Source organism: Picosynechococcus sp. PCC 7002 (assembly GCF_963860125.1).
Classification (GTDB): Bacteria; Cyanobacteriota; Cyanobacteriia; order Cyanobacteriales; family MRBY01; genus MRBY01.
Genome location: NZ_CAWLFA010000001.1, coordinates 951,924 through 968,295, shown reverse-complemented (window position 1 = coordinate 968,295; position 16,372 = coordinate 951,924). Strand labels below are relative to the sequence as shown.

Annotated in this window: 18 protein-coding genes; 11 read left to right on the top strand and 7 right to left on the bottom strand. The window is 47.0% G+C overall.

The window, feature by feature from the left end; translation table 11 throughout:
* Positions 1 to 123: 123 nt before the first annotated feature.
* Positions 124 to 843: a response regulator transcription factor gene (locus AACQ84_RS04775; RefSeq protein ID WP_012306565.1), complete on the bottom strand. Its 720-nt coding sequence runs from the start codon at positions 841 to 843 to the stop codon at positions 124 to 126.
* A gap of 749 nt (positions 844 to 1,592) precedes the next feature.
* On the opposite strand from AACQ84_RS04775, the gene AACQ84_RS04770 reads away from it, so the two are divergent.
* Positions 1,593 to 1,985: a hypothetical protein gene (locus AACQ84_RS04770; protein WP_012306564.1), complete on the top strand. Its 393-nt coding sequence runs from the start codon at positions 1,593 to 1,595 to the stop codon at positions 1,983 to 1,985.
* Between the two features lie 351 nt (positions 1,986 to 2,336).
* On the opposite strand, the gene AACQ84_RS04765 is transcribed toward AACQ84_RS04770, so the two are convergent.
* The 3 genes from AACQ84_RS04765 to AACQ84_RS04755 are packed head-to-tail and all read right to left on the bottom strand — an operon-like array spanning position 2,337 to position 4,053.
* Complete coding sequence (locus AACQ84_RS04765; RefSeq protein WP_012306563.1) at positions 2,337 to 2,954, bottom strand: hypothetical protein; 618 nt, start codon at positions 2,952 to 2,954, stop codon at positions 2,337 to 2,339.
* Positions 2,955 to 2,965: 11 nt separating this feature from the next.
* Positions 2,966 to 3,421, bottom strand: coding sequence for a hypothetical protein (locus AACQ84_RS04760; RefSeq protein ID WP_012306562.1), 456 nt, complete (start codon positions 3,419 to 3,421; stop codon positions 2,966 to 2,968).
* A gap of 53 nt (positions 3,422 to 3,474) precedes the next feature.
* Complete coding sequence (locus AACQ84_RS04755; RefSeq protein WP_012306561.1) at positions 3,475 to 4,053, bottom strand: hypothetical protein; 579 nt, start codon at positions 4,051 to 4,053, stop codon at positions 3,475 to 3,477.
* A gap of 1,026 nt (positions 4,054 to 5,079) precedes the next feature.
* Here AACQ84_RS04755 and AACQ84_RS04750 point away from each other — a divergent pair.
* On the top strand, positions 5,080 to 5,700 hold the full coding sequence (locus AACQ84_RS04750) for a CPP1-like family protein (protein ID WP_012306560.1): 621 nt from the start codon (positions 5,080 to 5,082) through the stop codon (positions 5,698 to 5,700).
* Positions 5,701 to 5,718: 18 nt separating this feature from the next.
* On the opposite strand, the gene nusB is transcribed toward AACQ84_RS04750, so the two are convergent.
* The 3 genes from nusB to AACQ84_RS04735 form a co-directional block, all read right to left on the bottom strand.
* Entirely contained in the window at positions 5,719 to 6,360 is a 642-nt protein-coding gene (gene nusB, locus AACQ84_RS04745) for a transcription antitermination factor NusB (protein WP_012306559.1), read from the bottom strand.
* A gap of 57 nt (positions 6,361 to 6,417) precedes the next feature.
* Positions 6,418 to 7,182 (bottom strand): DUF502 domain-containing protein, encoded by a 765-nt coding sequence (locus AACQ84_RS04740; RefSeq protein ID WP_012306558.1) that lies wholly within the window; start codon positions 7,180 to 7,182, stop codon positions 6,418 to 6,420.
* A 257-nt stretch (positions 7,183 to 7,439) separates the two neighbouring features.
* A complete protein-coding gene (locus AACQ84_RS04735; RefSeq protein ID WP_012306557.1) occupies positions 7,440 to 8,267 on the bottom strand; it encodes an HpsJ family protein in 828 nt (275 codons plus the stop codon).
* A 95-nt stretch (positions 8,268 to 8,362) separates the two neighbouring features.
* Between AACQ84_RS04735 and pgl the strand changes: the two genes are divergently transcribed.
* The 9 genes from pgl to AACQ84_RS04690 all read left to right on the top strand — a co-directional run bounded on the left by pgl (position 8,363) and on the right by AACQ84_RS04690 (position 16,362).
* Complete coding sequence (gene pgl, locus AACQ84_RS04730) at positions 8,363 to 9,121, top strand: 6-phosphogluconolactonase (protein ID WP_012306556.1); 759 nt, start codon at positions 8,363 to 8,365, stop codon at positions 9,119 to 9,121.
* 37 nt (positions 9,122 to 9,158) lie between these two features.
* Complete coding sequence (locus AACQ84_RS04725; protein WP_012306555.1) at positions 9,159 to 9,962, top strand: FHA domain-containing protein; 804 nt, start codon at positions 9,159 to 9,161, stop codon at positions 9,960 to 9,962.
* A 210-nt stretch (positions 9,963 to 10,172) separates the two neighbouring features.
* On the top strand, positions 10,173 to 11,291 hold the full coding sequence (gene nuoH, locus AACQ84_RS04720) for an NADH-quinone oxidoreductase subunit NuoH (protein WP_012306554.1): 1,119 nt from the start codon (positions 10,173 to 10,175) through the stop codon (positions 11,289 to 11,291).
* A 51-nt stretch (positions 11,292 to 11,342) separates the two neighbouring features.
* Positions 11,343 to 11,954 (top strand): NAD(P)H-quinone oxidoreductase subunit I, encoded by a 612-nt coding sequence (gene ndhI, locus AACQ84_RS04715; RefSeq protein ID WP_012306553.1) that lies wholly within the window; start codon positions 11,343 to 11,345, stop codon positions 11,952 to 11,954.
* Positions 11,955 to 12,015: 61 nt separating this feature from the next.
* Positions 12,016 to 12,633 carry an NADH-quinone oxidoreductase subunit J gene (locus AACQ84_RS04710; protein ID WP_012306552.1) on the top strand — a complete coding sequence of 206 codons (618 nt, stop codon included), beginning with the start codon at positions 12,016 to 12,018 and terminating at the stop codon, positions 12,631 to 12,633.
* Positions 12,634 to 12,655: 22 nt separating this feature from the next.
* On the top strand, positions 12,656 to 12,961 hold the full coding sequence (gene nuoK / locus AACQ84_RS04705; protein WP_198158715.1) for an NADH-quinone oxidoreductase subunit NuoK: 306 nt from the start codon (positions 12,656 to 12,658) through the stop codon (positions 12,959 to 12,961).
* A gap of 250 nt (positions 12,962 to 13,211) precedes the next feature.
* Entirely contained in the window at positions 13,212 to 14,678 is a 1,467-nt protein-coding gene (locus tag AACQ84_RS04700; RefSeq protein ID WP_012306550.1) for a hypothetical protein, read from the top strand.
* 167 nt (positions 14,679 to 14,845) lie between these two features.
* Positions 14,846 to 16,009 carry a cysteine desulfurase family protein gene (locus tag AACQ84_RS04695; RefSeq protein WP_012306549.1) on the top strand — a complete coding sequence of 388 codons (1,164 nt, stop codon included), beginning with the start codon at positions 14,846 to 14,848 and terminating at the stop codon, positions 16,007 to 16,009.
* A gap of 14 nt (positions 16,010 to 16,023) precedes the next feature.
* Entirely contained in the window at positions 16,024 to 16,362 is a 339-nt protein-coding gene (locus AACQ84_RS04690; protein ID WP_012306548.1) for a circadian clock KaiB family protein, read from the top strand.
* The last annotated feature ends 10 nt before the right edge of the window (positions 16,363 to 16,372 follow it).

The window sequence follows — 16,372 nt, the reverse complement described above, 5'->3', positions numbered from 1 at the left end:
CAAAAAAATAGATCAGCCTTAATTATAGGCAGCAGAGGGAAGAGAAAAGACCAAGATAGAGTTTCAGACCCTCACTTTTGGGGGGTCTTTTCCTGTCAAATGACGCCACAGACTGGGAACTGATCAGCGGGTTTCGCTAAAGGAGTTTAATGTTGTTTCAAACATATAGCCCACACCCCGCACGGTTTTGATCGGGTTTTCTTGCTGCATGAGGTTGTCAAGTTTGCGACGAATTTGTCCGATATGGACATCCACGACCCGTTGATCGCCTAGGTAATCGTAGCCCCACACTGCTTGAATCAGTTCTGAGCGCCGCCAAACTTTGTTCGCATTTTTCGCGAGGAAGTGGAGCAGGTTAAATTCTAGGGCCGTTAGGTTGACGGGTTCTCCCTTGACAGCGACCACATGGCGCATCGGGTCAATGTTTAAATCGGCAAAATCGAGGCTTTGGTCTCGGGCTGGGGGGGCAACGGGCGATCGCTGACGGCGGAGGATCGCATGGACACGATGTTCCAGTTCAATAATGTCAAAGGGTTTAGTCAGGTAATCATCTGCCCCTTGGGTAAAACCTCGTACTTTATCGGTCGCATCGGTGCGACTGGTCAGGATCAACACGTAAGTATCCTTAGACTCCTGCATTTGCTCGCAGAGGGCATAGCCGAGGGTATCTGGCAGATTAATGTCGAGGATTACCAGGTCAGGGCTAAAGGATTGAAATGTTTCTTTAGCGGATTGTCCATCCGTTGCTGCTGCCACTGCATAACCTTTCTGCCCGAGAAATCGAACAATTAGTGTGCGAATTGCTGGATCATCATCAACAACTAAAATTTTGGCACCGGCCATAGACTCTTCAAGATACTTTCGGCGAATAGTAAATCAAGGCTTCAAACTAAAGCTTGTTTGATTAGTGTGCGATCATATTCCTCCCTAACACATTATTTTAGTGTAATTCTGCGAAAAGTCTATGGCGATCGCCCTGAGCCGCCCCAGAGTTTTTTTTTAAATTCAATTTGACCAGTGGGCAAGCCCTAAAAACGGCCTGAAGGGAGCCAGAACATAAAAAGCAACTTTTGCTGCTTCCCCAATCCCCACGATGGCTTTCCGAAGTAGAAAATTTTTCCTTCTTCTTTTCTTGATAATTTTAGACAACCTTTGCCTGTTAAATTAATTGTGTTAGAAAAAAGATGCATCACCAAGCTTTCAAAATTGAGACTTCAATTTATCCCAAGAAGTTAGAGGTGGACTAGATTCAGACTACTAAACGAAGGTCGTCAATACCCCTTTTGCCTATGCAATACTTGTTTACTATTTTTGAGTATTGAAACATATCTTGAATTTTTATTTAAGCTACGTAGTCATGTTTTCTCAAATATTGTTATCATTTAGGGGGAGAGCATCAATATTTCAATCACTCAACCTCGAATTTTTCTCATCGTAAACATAAATAATTCATAACCAAAAGCATTGAGTACAACATTAAGCACTAACAAACCCAAGAGATGTGCTTTCAGCAAAAGTTCTTTTACAAAAAATTTTACTCAAACTGATCGCTCCAATATTGATCAATTAAGTCAAGGGATGGAGAAAGCAAAATGAATAAACTGTTTACAGCAGCCCTTAGTGGTCTATCATTTATCGTTGTTCAACAGGCAAAAAGTGAACCTGTATTTATTGATTTTGATTACCAGTATCGGTATGGTTATGAATATAATTACGACTATGATGACTATACCTATTACTACCACGCCAATGTCTACACCTATAGCGATGATTCGGTTGTATTCCCAGTCAAAGTACTCGTTAATGCTGCATGTCAACAACCACAATACCCCATTGTATTAGGCTCTGAAGCAGATATAAGCAACGGTACAGATGTCTTGATCGAAGAATCTAATGTCATTATTGATAATGATTTCAGTACAAATTGCTCTGCTTTTACAGAAAAAAATGTCCTGCTACTCTGGGAAGAAAACGAGATAAAATAGGCGTCCCTTCTGGTTTTTCTTTCTGTAAAGCTGTACTGTTTAAAAATAGATCTTAAATTATAGAAGCACTTTGACTTTATTTTCTTAAGTTATTGATACAAAATTAACTCAAGAAAAATAGTGTGAACTAAAAGATACAGTAGGATATTTTAATACAGCAATTTCATGCCTATTTGACGAATTTCTAAGTATAGTAATAAAAACACTTGGAGTCAGTAAAAAAACGACTGTGTTTTAGTGCTTTAGAATGCAAAGACAGGCGTCACTGTAAGCTGAAGATTTTTTAGCCGCTCTTTTTTTATTTTCATATAGCCTTTGAGATATTTTTCCTCACTATTCAAAATATTATATTTACTCAGTTTTTAAGTAATTAGCAGACAATTCTACATCATCATCTAGCTTATTGTGAGTCGATTCATTTTGTCGGGCTTCATTTGTGCTAGAAGCCCGTCCTTGTGAAACCAACCGAACTGCAGAACATTGCCGCGCCAGTACTGGATAAACCTCTGGATCTACTTGAATGCCTGAAGAAATCATGTCAGCACAAAGTTTGACTGTTTCCGCTGAAGATTGGATTTGAAACTTTGCTAATTCGGCTTGTTCTCTTTCCAGTAGGGTAGTGCTGAAATCTCTACAGTTGCTGCCCACTTGACCACCGAGGGGCACAATAATGGCACCGGAAAGAGCGTAGGAATTTGAACTCTCCCCATCAAATGTATTGCCATTTGCAGAGCCACTGAGCACAAAGGAAGGGCGGGGACAAACGATCCCTCTAAAACCGTAGGTGGCACTTTGACCTAAGTTGTACACAGCGGTTTGGTTGACTACCCCAGTCGCACTATTCCCCAATGAATTTTCATTATTCATCGTATTACTTTGATCTTGCATCGTTTGAGCCGCTCCGTAAATAGGAGTCAGGAACACTGTGGAGACAGCCGTTAAAAGTGTGAAGAATTTTCGACCAAACATAAATAAAACCTTTAGAACTCAACGGAGAGATTGCTTTCAAAAATAAAGGTGGTGCCATAGGTCTCTGCTGAGCCTTTGACCGTTGTAGAGGAACCTCGTGTTGTAAATTCTGACGCGTACGAATATTGACTTTCGACTGTGTAATTTTCGAATTCGACACCACCATTGATGGGGTTCATCGATCCGGAAACTACATTTTGAGAGAATTCTGTTTCGAAAATGCTGGATTGCCCACGAGATTCTTCTGTAATATCAATTTCTGTGGAGCCGCCGTAGAATGGCTCAATGGAATGAAAAAAATTAGCCCGGATTGTGGGTGCAGATGCAAAAGGATCTGGCTCTATATCCAAAGATAAAGGAGCGCCTGTGTATAAACCATCATAATAAGGCTCTCCCTGGAGCAGATTACCCGCAGATGCCGGGCTGGCGATGAACAATGCCATCGCCAAACCTAGCATTCTTTTCATGATTCTATCTGTAATAGTTAGAAACTTAGCTACGTGATAAATTACCGATGAGATTATCGGTTGCCGGCAGCAGTTTCATGGCTATCAGTTGTAGATCGCATGATAGCTTCAATGGTGCCAGTAACTTTAGAATAGCCACCAAAGGTTTCATTACCAGTCTCATGGGCACCGGCAACATGGAAGGTAAAGCCGTCATAATCACTTGTTGTAGTAAAGTCAGATGCGATCGTATTTTCAGTACCTTCTAAGGAAATTGTGCCTTCTGTGGTACCAGAAAAATCATCTTCAAAAAAGTCAACGGGCCCACCACACTGGTTACATAGAGCACCGTCTTGAATGGTACCTTCAACAGTACCTTCAAAAGTTCCAGTTAATGCAATTTCACTAGAGAGTTCACCATCTACACTGGTTGTTACAGTTCCATCGTAGTATTCTTTGTAAGCATAGTTAGACCATTCACGAGAGCCGTGATACCAATCTTTGCTTTCCAGATCAAGGTTAGAAGTCGTTTTGGAAGTGCTGTGTTCGAATGTGTTGCGGACGTAGCTTTCGCCAGCCTGTGCGGCTTGACCGATGGCAGCAAAAGCGATGATGGTTGCGAATGTGATTGTAGAAGAATTGAATTTAGCCATTGTAAGGAATCCTCAATAGAATTCAGTTTGATTTCAACAAATGCGTAACTAATTAATTTAGTCTTGCTGCTAGGAAAAGGTAAGACCCAAACCATCAAGTCTAAATTTCCCGTATAAACCAAGCCTCAGAACACTTAATTTTCTTGAAATCTCAGTAGAGGAATTACTCCCTACTTCTGGGATTTTTTTGGAAAAACACGTACATATGTCGCTTTGATCCTTGCAAGTAGAGGTTTCAAGTGCCCCAGAAGGATCTCCATGAACCTTCTCACAAAGGAGAAAGATGAATAGAATACTTCTTTTGGGGTAAAAATACGTGTTTCTACTGAGGCAGATTGCGGCTTACTCCTTTTCGTTACTTACGTATTTGTTTGTACTTCAGTTTTATTACCTTTCAAAAGGAAGGTCAACCCTTTAAAGCTTGATTTTTAGAAATTCTATATAATGAAGCTTTTTTCTATAAAATTAGTGCCTAATTAATCTGAGGTTAAAAGAAGCTTCATGAAACTGATAAAATTCAGGGCATCTTTAACTAATTAACATAAACTTATGTTTACAAAGCCAGATCGAAAGAAAGAGGATCCATAAAAGATCAAGCTTGAGTTTTTATGGTAGGGTCAATCGACAAAATGGACTTATTTTCATGCCGAGTGCGATCAACGGACACAAACCATAGTCTGGGAGGATTGTATTTTTGTGCTTGTCTGTTCAGTGGCCTCTACACGATCGCTTAGTGGAGGGTCTTTGGGATGGTCTCTAAGATTTTGTACATTGCAGCGGTTTAGGGAGCCTGAGTGGTTCGAGTACCTACTCCGTTGATCAGCTAGCGTTAAGTATGGGGATGTATACTCTCTGGTCTGGGCAAGTCTTGAGGCGATCGCCCCGGCTATCATCACCAGAAAAAATTTTGCTCTATGGAAAGCGCACCGGAAAACGCTCATAATAATAAACTGTATGATGATTGGGTTACATTAAGAATCTAAGGATGTTCCAATAACCCAGTGGCATGCTCACAGGAGGAGGAGAATGAGCGAACAAAATCCCTACGAAACCCTTGGGCTTGCAAAAACGGCTTCATTTGAAGAGATCCAAGCAGCCAAACAAAAACTAAGCGCCCAATACGAAGGCGATCGCGCCGTAGTGGACAAACTCGAAGCGGCCTACGATGCGATTATTATGGACCGCCTTAGACAACGACAACAGGGCACCCTCGATGTTCCGGATAAAATTCGCTTTGCAGAAACTTCTCAGAAGAAGGCGCAGGCGTCTCAACCGTTGGTGAAGTCTCCCGAACTGCCCCAGTGGTTGGTCAATTTACGGGATACACCAGAAACCAACACTCTATATACTGCCCTCGGTGTCAATGGGGCGATCGCCATTGCCGGAATATTCCTCGCAACGGATCTCACCTCAACTCTTTTGACTGTGGCATTGATCGCGAATATTTATTTGCTCTACCGTAAAGAACAACGCTTTGGGCGAGCCGCTCTGATTGGGATTGTTGCCCTGGTCGCAGGCATTGCCCTCGGTAGTGGTGTGAATGCCATCCTCAATAGCACTGGCGTCACCGTGGCGATCGCCCCCGAACATCTCCTATTAGTGCTCACCAGTATTGTTTTTGGCTTAGGGACGAGTTTCTTAAGATAATAATGACCTAGAGGGCATCTATTTGAGGCTGTCCTCAGCCCGGAGGCGATCGCTAACCCGGCGCAGAACACCGTTAATAAAACGATGGCCGTCTTCGTCAGAATAGCGTTTTGCCAGTTCTACGGCCTCATTGATGGCCACTTTATAGGGCGTTTCTAAAAACAAAATTTCAGCCACAGCGATGCGCAAAATATCCCGGTCTAAGCGGGGCAGACGATGGTATTGCCAATCCACTAAAGACCCGTCAATGACCTCTTTGATTTGATCATTGCGACGGCGGAGGGTTGTGAGAATCTCTAACGCAAAATTGCGCACCTCATGTTGGCGAGTCAACTGCAAAAATTCTGGCAATTCCACCACATGACCCAAACGATTAATTGCCGCACGAGTCAATTCCAGGGCATCTGCGGCCATTGTACGCGCACTCTTGACATTAACCGCTAACGTTTCACTTCTGAGTAATTGCTCCTCCGCCCGGGAAACTTCACTCGCCGCATCCTCTAAAATGTCATGGATTTCGCTACTCAGGGTCCGAACTGCTGCCAACATCAATTCATCAAGCTCTACGGCTTCTAACTTATCGGGCTTGCCTTTGATCTGACTCAAGCTCAATAGAGCAATTTCACGGGCAACACTACGGGGCTGTTTACGGGCGGGCATAGTCTAACTAGGGATAAACAATAAGGAAAATCAACGTCACTCAGAGGCACCATTAAACTACACTTCTTCCTCTAGAGAAAGCATATCCGCCTGGGGACTGTTTAATTCTTCAAGAGGACGCTCCAATTCACGGGACTTTTTACGGCGGGTGAGATTGAGGGGAATTGTGCCCCGCACTGATTTTCGTTCAGTTTCTGCCTCCGGACTCACAATGCCCCCAGAAATTAAGACTTTAAAGGCATCCTCAATGGACATTGAGAGGTTGATCACATCATCTTCTGGCACCATTGCATACCAGCCAGAGGTGGGGTTCGGAGTCGTCGGAATAAACACACTCAAGAGAGGATCGGCCACCTGGGCCTGTAATTGGGGACTGACTGTTCCTGTGACAAAGCCTAGCGTCCAAACACCAGGTCGTGGATATTCCACCATCACTACTCGTCGGAAGCGACTCTGGGAATCCCGCAAGAGAGTTTCTAATAGTTGCTTGAGGGTTTTATAAATTGCGCCTGCTAGGGGAATCCCTTGGAGAATTTGTTCCCCCACATCCAACAGCCAACGTCCGACAAAATTTCGTGCCATCAGACCGATCACCAGAATAAATGTCAGGGGAACGGTGATCCCAACGCCAATATTTAAGGCATTGGTCAAGATTGGGTCCAGGCCATCGAACGGATTAATCTGCTTAGGGATTTGCGTCAAAAAATTAATCACCCAAGTCGCAATCGTGATCGTCAACCAAATGGTGGTCGCTAGGGGGATAACAACGAGCAACCCGGCAATCAGATCGTTTTTTAAATCTTGTTTCAGACGTTCTAACACGGTAGGGCGAGGTTTCCTGGTAGGGAGATGGTGGACGAAATGGCGGGAATATGTACAGTGGGTAGTCGTTTTTGTCGGTTTAGGAAATCAGAGAAATTTTGGGGACTAGGGTAGAAAAATAAGTGAAATGTTAAGAAAAAAGACGACGTAATCTATTTTACTGAATTCTTTGGGGTTGCCAACGTGTCTGGGTGCTACTGTGCTGGAAAAAATGGGGTGACAAGTACCCATCGAGGTCACCCCAAGCGGGAAAAATATTATTCGGAATCGGCAGGTGCTTCAGGTTGGGGGGCTTGGGATGGGCTTGTTTTATTGAACCAAGCATTGCGAACGCCAAGCCAACCCACAATCAGATAAGCAATTCCTAACAAGAGACTGCGGATAGTGGTTGGGATAATTTCCTGGAGGACACTGCGGTTGGCTTCTTGGCGCTGTTGTGTCTGGAGTTCAACAACGCTTTGTTGTAATTCTTCTAGCCGCGCATTCAGGGCTTCGGGGTCATTGACGAATGTTTGGTAGTTGAGGAATTCTTGTCTTTGAGCTTCGACTTCGGCGATCTGCTGGGGGGGAACTTGACCAGAGTTGAGGGCTGTTTCAATTTCTTGGATCTGTTGCTCTAGTTGTTGTTTGGCTTCGGGGTTTTGGGCAAGGGCTTGGAGTTGGCTATATTGCTGCTGGACTTGTTGTTCCCGTTGTTGGGTTTCTTGTTCAATTTGGGCGATCGCCTGTTCCCGAATGCCCTGCATATTATCGAGGTGGATAGGGATGAGAATCAAGAAGATCACTCCAAGGACGAGGGAAAAAAGAAAACTTAAAAAACGACCATCTGTAATGGAGGCGCGCAGTTTTGCTGGTTTTCCGGCATTGTCATCTAGCCAACTGCCCAGAAGCAGAGCCACAATCCCAATCAAAGGGTTAAGCCCTCTACCGACTACCTGATTTGTGAAATTAATTTGCCAAGCATTGTCCAGGGGCAGCCACGGGAAGGCGGCAATGACGTAATCAACGAAAGAAGAAATTAACAGTACGCCCCCCAAAATCTTGAGGCTCAGGGACGTAAAAGAAGCAAGGCGAACATTATTCATACTTTATGTATCAGTCAATGGGCGTTTATGGGTGTCACCACTAGAATGACGAGTAACGCTATTTTAGGGGGCATGGTTCGTCCTCTGTAAAGTTTATGACAAAATACCTGGAAATCCTGGATGACAAACCGGAACTCATTAAACGGGCGCTGCGTATTGTCATGGGCCGGATTGAGGAGGCGATCGCCCGTCGTGGTGTCTGTACCATTGCCCTTGCCGGCGGCAGTACCCCCAAACCTTTATACGAAAAATTAGCAGAGCAATCCCTCCCCTGGGCGCAACTCCACATTTTCTGGGGAGATGAACGCTATGTACCTGCCGAGCACCCCGATAGTAATCAACGGATGGCCCGGCTCGCCTGGCTGGATCAGGTGCCGATTCCGGAGGGCAATATTCACCCGATGCCGACCGCAGCCGCAGACCCCCAGCAAGATGCAGCGGCCTATGACGCAACGTTGAGAAATTTTTTTGGCGATCGCCCCTGGCCCAGTTTCGATATTGTGCTGTTGGGCATGGGGGACGATGGTCATACTGCTTCGTTATTTCCCCAAACGGCGGCCCTAACCGTTGGCGATCGCCTCATCACCGTTGGCGAGAAACAGGGAGAACCCAGGCTGACCTTTACCGTGCCCCTGATTAATGCCGCCCAGAACATTCTTTTCCTAGTCGCTGGGGAAAATAAACAGGAGGCGCTCCAGAAAATTTTCCATAGCGATGCCGATGGGTTTGCCTATCCCAGTAAATTGATCAACCCAGACCACGGTGTCCTCTGGTGGCTCCTGGATGCTGCTGCTGGCGATCGCCTCGCCCCCGATCAAGCAATCTATCAAACGAAATCTCGCCCAGAGCCTTAAAATAAAACCATTCTTTTCCCTTTGACCACCCACTGTCATGATTAGTTGTCCCAACTGTAACCACCAAAATCCTGACGGCGCCGTCCAATGCGAAGCCTGTTATACCCCTCTCCCCCAAGCATCGGCTTGTCCCCAATGTGGCGCTAGCGTCCAAAGTAATGCCGCCTTCTGTGGTCAATGTGGCTTTAACCTGCAACAGGCCGCTCCCATGGCAGTAACAGAGGAGTTACCCAAAACTGTGGTTCCCAATGCCCCTAGTGCCAGCGCTCCCCCCACAGCGCCCCCTGAGCCCACCCTGGATTTCCCAGAGATTCCCGAAGCAGATTTCCCTGATTTTCCTGATTTTTTCGAGGAAGAAGAAGCCGCCGCCCCTGCCGTTGCCAAATCTCCAGAATTGCCTGATCCTTTCACATTTGATTTTGAAGAACCAACCCCTGCCCCAGAGGTGCCGCCAACGCCTGCTCCTGCCCCAACCACTGTCCAGGGATCAATGCAGGCAACCCAAATTCAAGTGCAGACCGCCAGCTTGCTCCATGTGCAAACCCAGGTGGCCTTAGAAATTCCTGAACACCTCGATGTGATTCACATCGGCAAACCGAATGAGACCGTCCCACCAGATATTGATGTTTCTGGTTTTCCGAGTTCTGAAGTGGTATCACGGGTACACGCTGACCTGCGCCAAGAAGCGGGCCTCTACTATATCGAAGACACCGGTAGTTCCAATGGCACCTATATCAACCATGTGCCCCTCCCCGTCGGTAATCGACATCGACTCCGGGCCGGCGATCGCATTGGTCTAGGCAAAGGCGATAAGGTGACGTTTATTTTCCAAATCAGTTAAGGGCGATTTTCCAATCCTGGCGTTTTGCCGTGGCCATTGACGCACCTTGGTTTAGAAAAACTTATCAATAGCCCCTAAAATTCCCTAAGAGGTTCTGATAACGGAGTTTCCCGGAACAACGATATACTAATTCAGTGATGTCACTTTTGTTGGAAATCCCTGCCTCGATACATTCCCTTAACAATCCATCGTGCAGGCCAAAGAACCCCTATGAACTCAGGAATCGATCTTCAAGGTAGTTTTATCGAAACCCTCCAATCCTTTGGGTTGTCCCATGAAATTGCCAAGACTATTTGGCTACCCCTACCGTTGTTACTGATGATTATTGGCGCGACAGTGGGTGTTTTAGTCGTGGTGTGGTTAGAGCGAAAAATTTCAGCGGCAGCCCAACAACGGGTTGGCCCGGAATATGCAGGCCCCCTAGGGGTTTTACAGCCGGTGGCCGATGGTTTAAAGCTGGTTTTTAAAGAAGATGTGGTCCCCGCTAAAACAGATCCCTGGCTCTTTACCCTCGGGCCTGCTCTCGTGGTCATTCCGGTCTTTTTGTCCTATCTCATCGTTCCCTTCGGGCAAAACCTGGTGATTACGGATTTGAACGTGGGGATTTTTCTGTGGATTTCCCTCTCAAGCATCGCTCCCATTGGCCTTTTGATGTCAGGCTACTCTTCTAATAATAAATATGCGTTACTGGGGGGACTGCGTGCTGCCGCCCAATCAATCAGCTACGAAATTCCCCTGGCCCTGGCTGTATTGGCGATCGCCATGATGTCCAATAGCCTGAGCACCATTGACATTGTTGAACAACAATCCGGTTACGGCATTTTAGGCTGGAATATTTGGCGACAACCCGTTGGCTTCCTCATTTTCTGGATTGCGGCCCTCGCCGAATGCGAACGTCTCCCCTTTGACCTCCCTGAAGCAGAAGAAGAACTTGTCGCTGGCTATCAAACCGAATATGCCGGGATGAAGTTTGGTCTGTTCTATGTTGGTTCCTACGTCAACCTTGTGCTCTCGGCCTTGATTGTTTCAATTCTCTACCTAGGCGGTTGGGAGTTTCCCATTCCCCTCGATAAGCTTGCCGGTTGGTTAAACGTTGCCCCCAGCACCCCTTGGCTCCAGGTGATCACCGCCTCCTTGGGGATTATTATGACCCTCGTGAAAACCTATGCCTTGGTCTTTATCGCTGTCCTCCTACGCTGGACTTTACCGCGAGTACGCATTGACCAACTTTTGAACTTTGGCTGGAAGTTTCTCCTCCCCGTTGCCCTCGTTAATCTATTGCTCACGGCGGCCCTAAAACTTGCTTTCCCCATTGCTTTTGGGGGCTAAAGCTTCGTCGTTTCTTTCTCCTTCTTTGTTGATCTTCTCACCCTATGTCCTATGTTTAAAATCCTCAAACAAGTCGGTGACTATGCCAAGGATGCAGCCCAGGCAGCGAAGTATATTGGCCAGGGTCTCTCGGTAACTTTTGATCACATGCGGCGACGCCCCGTGACAGTGCAATATCCCTACGAGAAGCTGATTCCCTCAGAACGGTTCCGCGGCAGAATTCACTTTGAATTCGATAAATGTATTGCCTGTGAAGTCTGTGTAAGAGTTTGTCCGATCAACCTCCCCGTCGTGGATTGGGAATTTGATAAAAGCATCAAAAAGAAAACCCTCAAGCATTACAGCATCGACTTTGGGGTTTGTATCTTCTGCGGTAACTGTGTCGAATACTGCCCCACCAATTGTCTGTCAATGACAGAAGAATATGAGCTGGCCACTTACGATCGCCACGAATTGAACTACGATAATGTGGCCCTGGGTCGTCTGCCCTACAAAGTCACCCAAGATCCAATGGTGACCCCCCTCCGGGAGTTAGCCTACTTGCCCCAAGGTGTCATTGACCCCCATGATCTCCCCCAAGGCAGTCAGCGGGCTGGCGAGCATCCAGAGGATATTCTCGAACGCTTACAGGCCGAAAAGCAACAAGAAACAGCAGATCAATAAAGCCAAGATAGACTAAGCAAGATTAGTGCAGGTGTGAATTTAGCAGGAGTTTTAAAAAACTGTGAATTTAGCAGAAGGTGTTCAAATTGTTTCGTTCGTCATCCTCACGGTGATGATGCTGGGGTCAGCCCTTGGGGTTGTGCTCTTTGAAAATATTGTCTACTCAGCGTTCCTGCTGGGGGGCGTGTTTATCAGTATTTCTGGGTTCTATATTCTGTTAAATGCGGATTTCGTCGCGGCAGCCCAGGTCTTGATTTATGTTGGGGCGATTAATGTTTTGATCTTATTCGCCATCATGTTGGTGAATAAAAAAGAAGACTTCAGTCAGATGCCTGGTCGTCTCCTTCGTCAGGGGGCAACGGCTCTGGTCTGCTTGGGTCTTTTCGCTCTCCTTGGCACGATGGTTTTGGTAACTCCTTGGGAATTGTCGACAATTTCTCCGGCAGCAGTGGGCAATTCTGTGGTGGCGATCGCCAAACATTTCTTTAGCGATTTCCTCCTGCCTTTTGAACTAGCTTCAGTGCTCCTCCTCATTGCTATGGTGGGCGCGATTATCCTGGCCCGTCGCGATATTATTCCTGAGATTACAACCACAGAAGAAGGGAGTACTGGCCTTCAACTCCCAGAGCGTCCCCGGGAGCTCGCTGGCGCAAATAGCCCCAAATCCAAACAAAACTAAGCTTTTCTTGACACCCATGCAAATTCAACTCGAATACATCCTGGTTCTCGCTGCCGCCCTATTTTGCATCGGCATTTACGGTTTAGTGACCAGTCGCAATGCCGTCCGCGTGTTGATGTCCATTGAGCTATTGCTAAACTCCGTCAATCTCAACTTTATGGGCTTCTCTAACTTCCTCGATCCCGGCGAAATCAAAGGGCAAGTCTTTACCGTCTTTGTTCTGACTGTTGCTGCTGCCGAAGCCGCCGTGGGTTTGGCAATCATCCTTGCTATTTACCGCAACCGCAACACCATCGATATGGAACAGTTTAATTTGCTGAAATGGTAGCCCTTTAAAAACCAAGCAAAGTTAATAAACTTCATCTTTTTGAGAGGGATCAGTCCACTGGTCTCTCTTTTTTTCTTCACAAAACATAAGGTTATCAAATAATAACAAGATAAACTAAAACTTAAACTTAACTCCCAAAGGATTGAGATAACATTAAGACCACGACAGCACAAACGACCTTGTGGGATTGACCGTAGCGATCTTCAAGCATCGTCCCGTGATTGCGATAAAGATATATAAGGAAAAATACATGGTTTCGACACTTTCTCCTCAAGCAACCCAATTACCCAATATTTGCGGTCAGGAGCAGGAAATTTCAGAGATTGTCAATCATCACGAAAAAATCTTTCTCGATCGGAGTGATCTCAATCTTGATCAAGTCAAGGCTGGGTTTGCCTGTGCCCTTCATATGCACCAACCCACCATTCCCGCCGGAACCGATGGCGCACTCATTTGCAACTTGCAGCACATGATGGAAAATCCCCACGATGGTGATAACCACAATGCCACAGTGTTTGCTTGGTGCTACAGCCGCATGGGAGAGTTTATCCCTGAGCTAGTAGCTGCAGGCTGTAGCCCCCGGATTATGTTGGATTATTCTGGCAACCTGCTCTGGGGTCTACGGCAAATGGGCCGGGAAGATGTCCTCGATAACCTCAAGAAAATCACCACAGATGCCCGTTATCAGCCCTATGTGGAATGGCTAGGGACTATGTGGAGCCATGCGGTGGCCCCTTCGACGCCTATCCCTGATTTAAAATTGCAAATTCAAGCCTGGCAGCATTATTTTGCAGAAATTTTTGGGGTCGAAGCCCTGAAGCGGGTTAAGGGATTTTCGCCCCCAGAAATGCACCTCCCCAATCATCCGGATACGCTATTTGAATACATTAAAGCCCTCAAGGAATGTGGTTATCGTTGGCTCTTGGTGCAAGAACATTCCGTGGAGCGTTTGGACGGTTCTGGTTTACACCATGATGATAAATATCTCCCCAATCGCCTGGTGGTGAAAAATTCCCGGGGCGAAGAAATCAGCATTACGGCACTGATTAAAACCCAGGGGTCTGATACGAAACTGGTGGCCCAGATGCAACCTTATTACGAAGCGAAGAGTCGCGATCGCCAAGAATTAGCAGGCCAATCAGTGCCCTGTTTAGTTTCCCAGATCGCCGATGGGGAAAATGGCGGCGTGATGATGAATGAGTTTCCTGGAGGTTATCTCCCGGCTTGGCATGACATTAAAAATGACGGTAGTGTTGTCGGTTTTAATGGCACGGAATATCTTGAACTCCTAGAAGCGAAGGGTATTACCGAAGCCGATTATCCAGTGTGTCAGGCGGTGGGCCAGGCGAAGATTTGGACAAGACTGGAGGCGGAAAATCAAGGCGTTACTCCAGAAACCGTCAATCAGGCGATCGCCTATTTGAATGAACATGATCACCAATTCCATGTGGATGGCGCTTCCTGGACGAATGATCTCAGTTGGGTCAAGGGCTATGAAAATGTCCTGGAGCCGATGAATGAACTGAGTGCCAAATTCCACGAAAAATATGACCGTCTCGTGGCCGAAGACCCCAGTGTGACGAAAACAGAAGCCTATCAGCGATCTTTGTTGTATTTGCTGTTGGTAGAAACCAGTTGTTTCCGTTATTGGGGCCAGGGCACTTGGACGGACTATGCCCGGAAGCTCTACGGTGATGGGCTTGCAAGTTTGGCTTAGGGCTTGTACCTAGAGTGATGTGATGGCGTAACTCTTCTGGTCTTGGACTGGGGGAGTTTTTTCTTGTTGCGACTTTGGCTTATCCTGGGATACTCCCTTGGTCGCACGGGCTGACGGGTTGGCCCGAATTTGCGTATGCTAAGGGAACCATTGAGCGATCGCCCACCATGCAAATTTACCTTGATTACAGCGCCACAACGCCCCCCCATCCCTTGGTGATCCAGCGGGTGCAAGCAGTCTGTGGCCAAACCTGGGGCAATCCCTCCAGCTTACATGGTTGGGGCAATCGGGCTGCTACCCTCCTGGAAATGGCGCGGATGCAAGTGGCGAGCCTCATTGGTGCAGCGAACCCCGATGAAATTATTTTTACGGCAGGGGGTACCGAAGCCGATAACCTGGCAATTTTTGGCATTACAGACCAGTACCGAGAGCCGCAACATTTGATTATCTCCCAGGTGGAACATCCGGCGATCGCCAAGGCCGCAGATTTCCTCGCAACCCAAGGCTGGCAAGTGACACGCCTCGGAGTTAATCGTCGTGGCCAAGTAGATCCTCAGGATCTAGAAAAGGCGATTCAAGCCAACACGATTTTAATTTCGGTGATCTATGGCCAGAGCGAAGTGGGCACCATTCAACCCATTGCGGAACTGGGGGCGATCGCCAAAAAACATCACATTACCTTTCACACCGACGCAGTTCAGGCCGTGGGACGCATTCCCATTGATCTCCGCCAGCTTCCCGTGGATTTGCTTTCCCTGTCTGGGCACAAAATCTATGGCCTCCAGGGGGCTGGTGCGTTGTATGTGCGCGACGGTATTAAACTTCAGCCCCGACTCTACGGCGGCGGCCAAGAACACAATTTGCGTTCCGGCACCCAAAATTTACCCGGCATCGTTGCTTTGGGGATGGCCGCTGAACTCGCCGAGGAAACCATGGCCCAAGAAATTGAACGCTTGAGTCGCCTCCGCAATTTTTTGTTAAACCGAGGGAGCAGTAGCCCACATCTACAAATTACAGGCGATCGCCATGCCCGCTTACCCCACCATGTCAGTTTTGCCTTGCGCCAAGATTCGCCCCTCCTGGGCCTAACCGGGAAAACCCTCGTGCGTCAAATGAACCTCGCTGGCATCGGTATTAGTGCGGGGTCTGCCTGCCATAGCGGTAAACTCAATCCCAGCACAACCCTGAAGGCGATGGGCTATAGCGATCAAGAGGCTCTCTCTGGGATTCGCTTAACCCTAGGTGCACAAACTCAAATGGAAGATATAGAATGGACGGCGATCGCCCTCGAACAAATTTTGCAGCGACAACCTACCGTGCTTCTGGCATAACCTGACCCAAATACATGGCTTCTGACTTCTCTAAGGATCCCTCCCCGCGGCTAGATCCAAGCCCTCCCATCCACCACAAACAAAATGAATTCTATGTGCTTTATCTCTACGTTGCTGGCAGTAATAGCCATTCCCGCTGGGCGATCAACGAACTAGAAAGCATTTGCAGCGAATATCTGCCCGGACGCCACGAAATCCGGATCATTGATATTTATGAGCACCCCGACCTCGCTGAGTCAGAACGGATTGTTGCGACCCCGACTCTGATCAAAAAATTGCCGCCCCCCTTGCGAAAGTTTATCGGCGACTTATCCGATCGAGAAAGTATTCTGATTGGTTTAGATATTTGGTAAAAGCCATGGG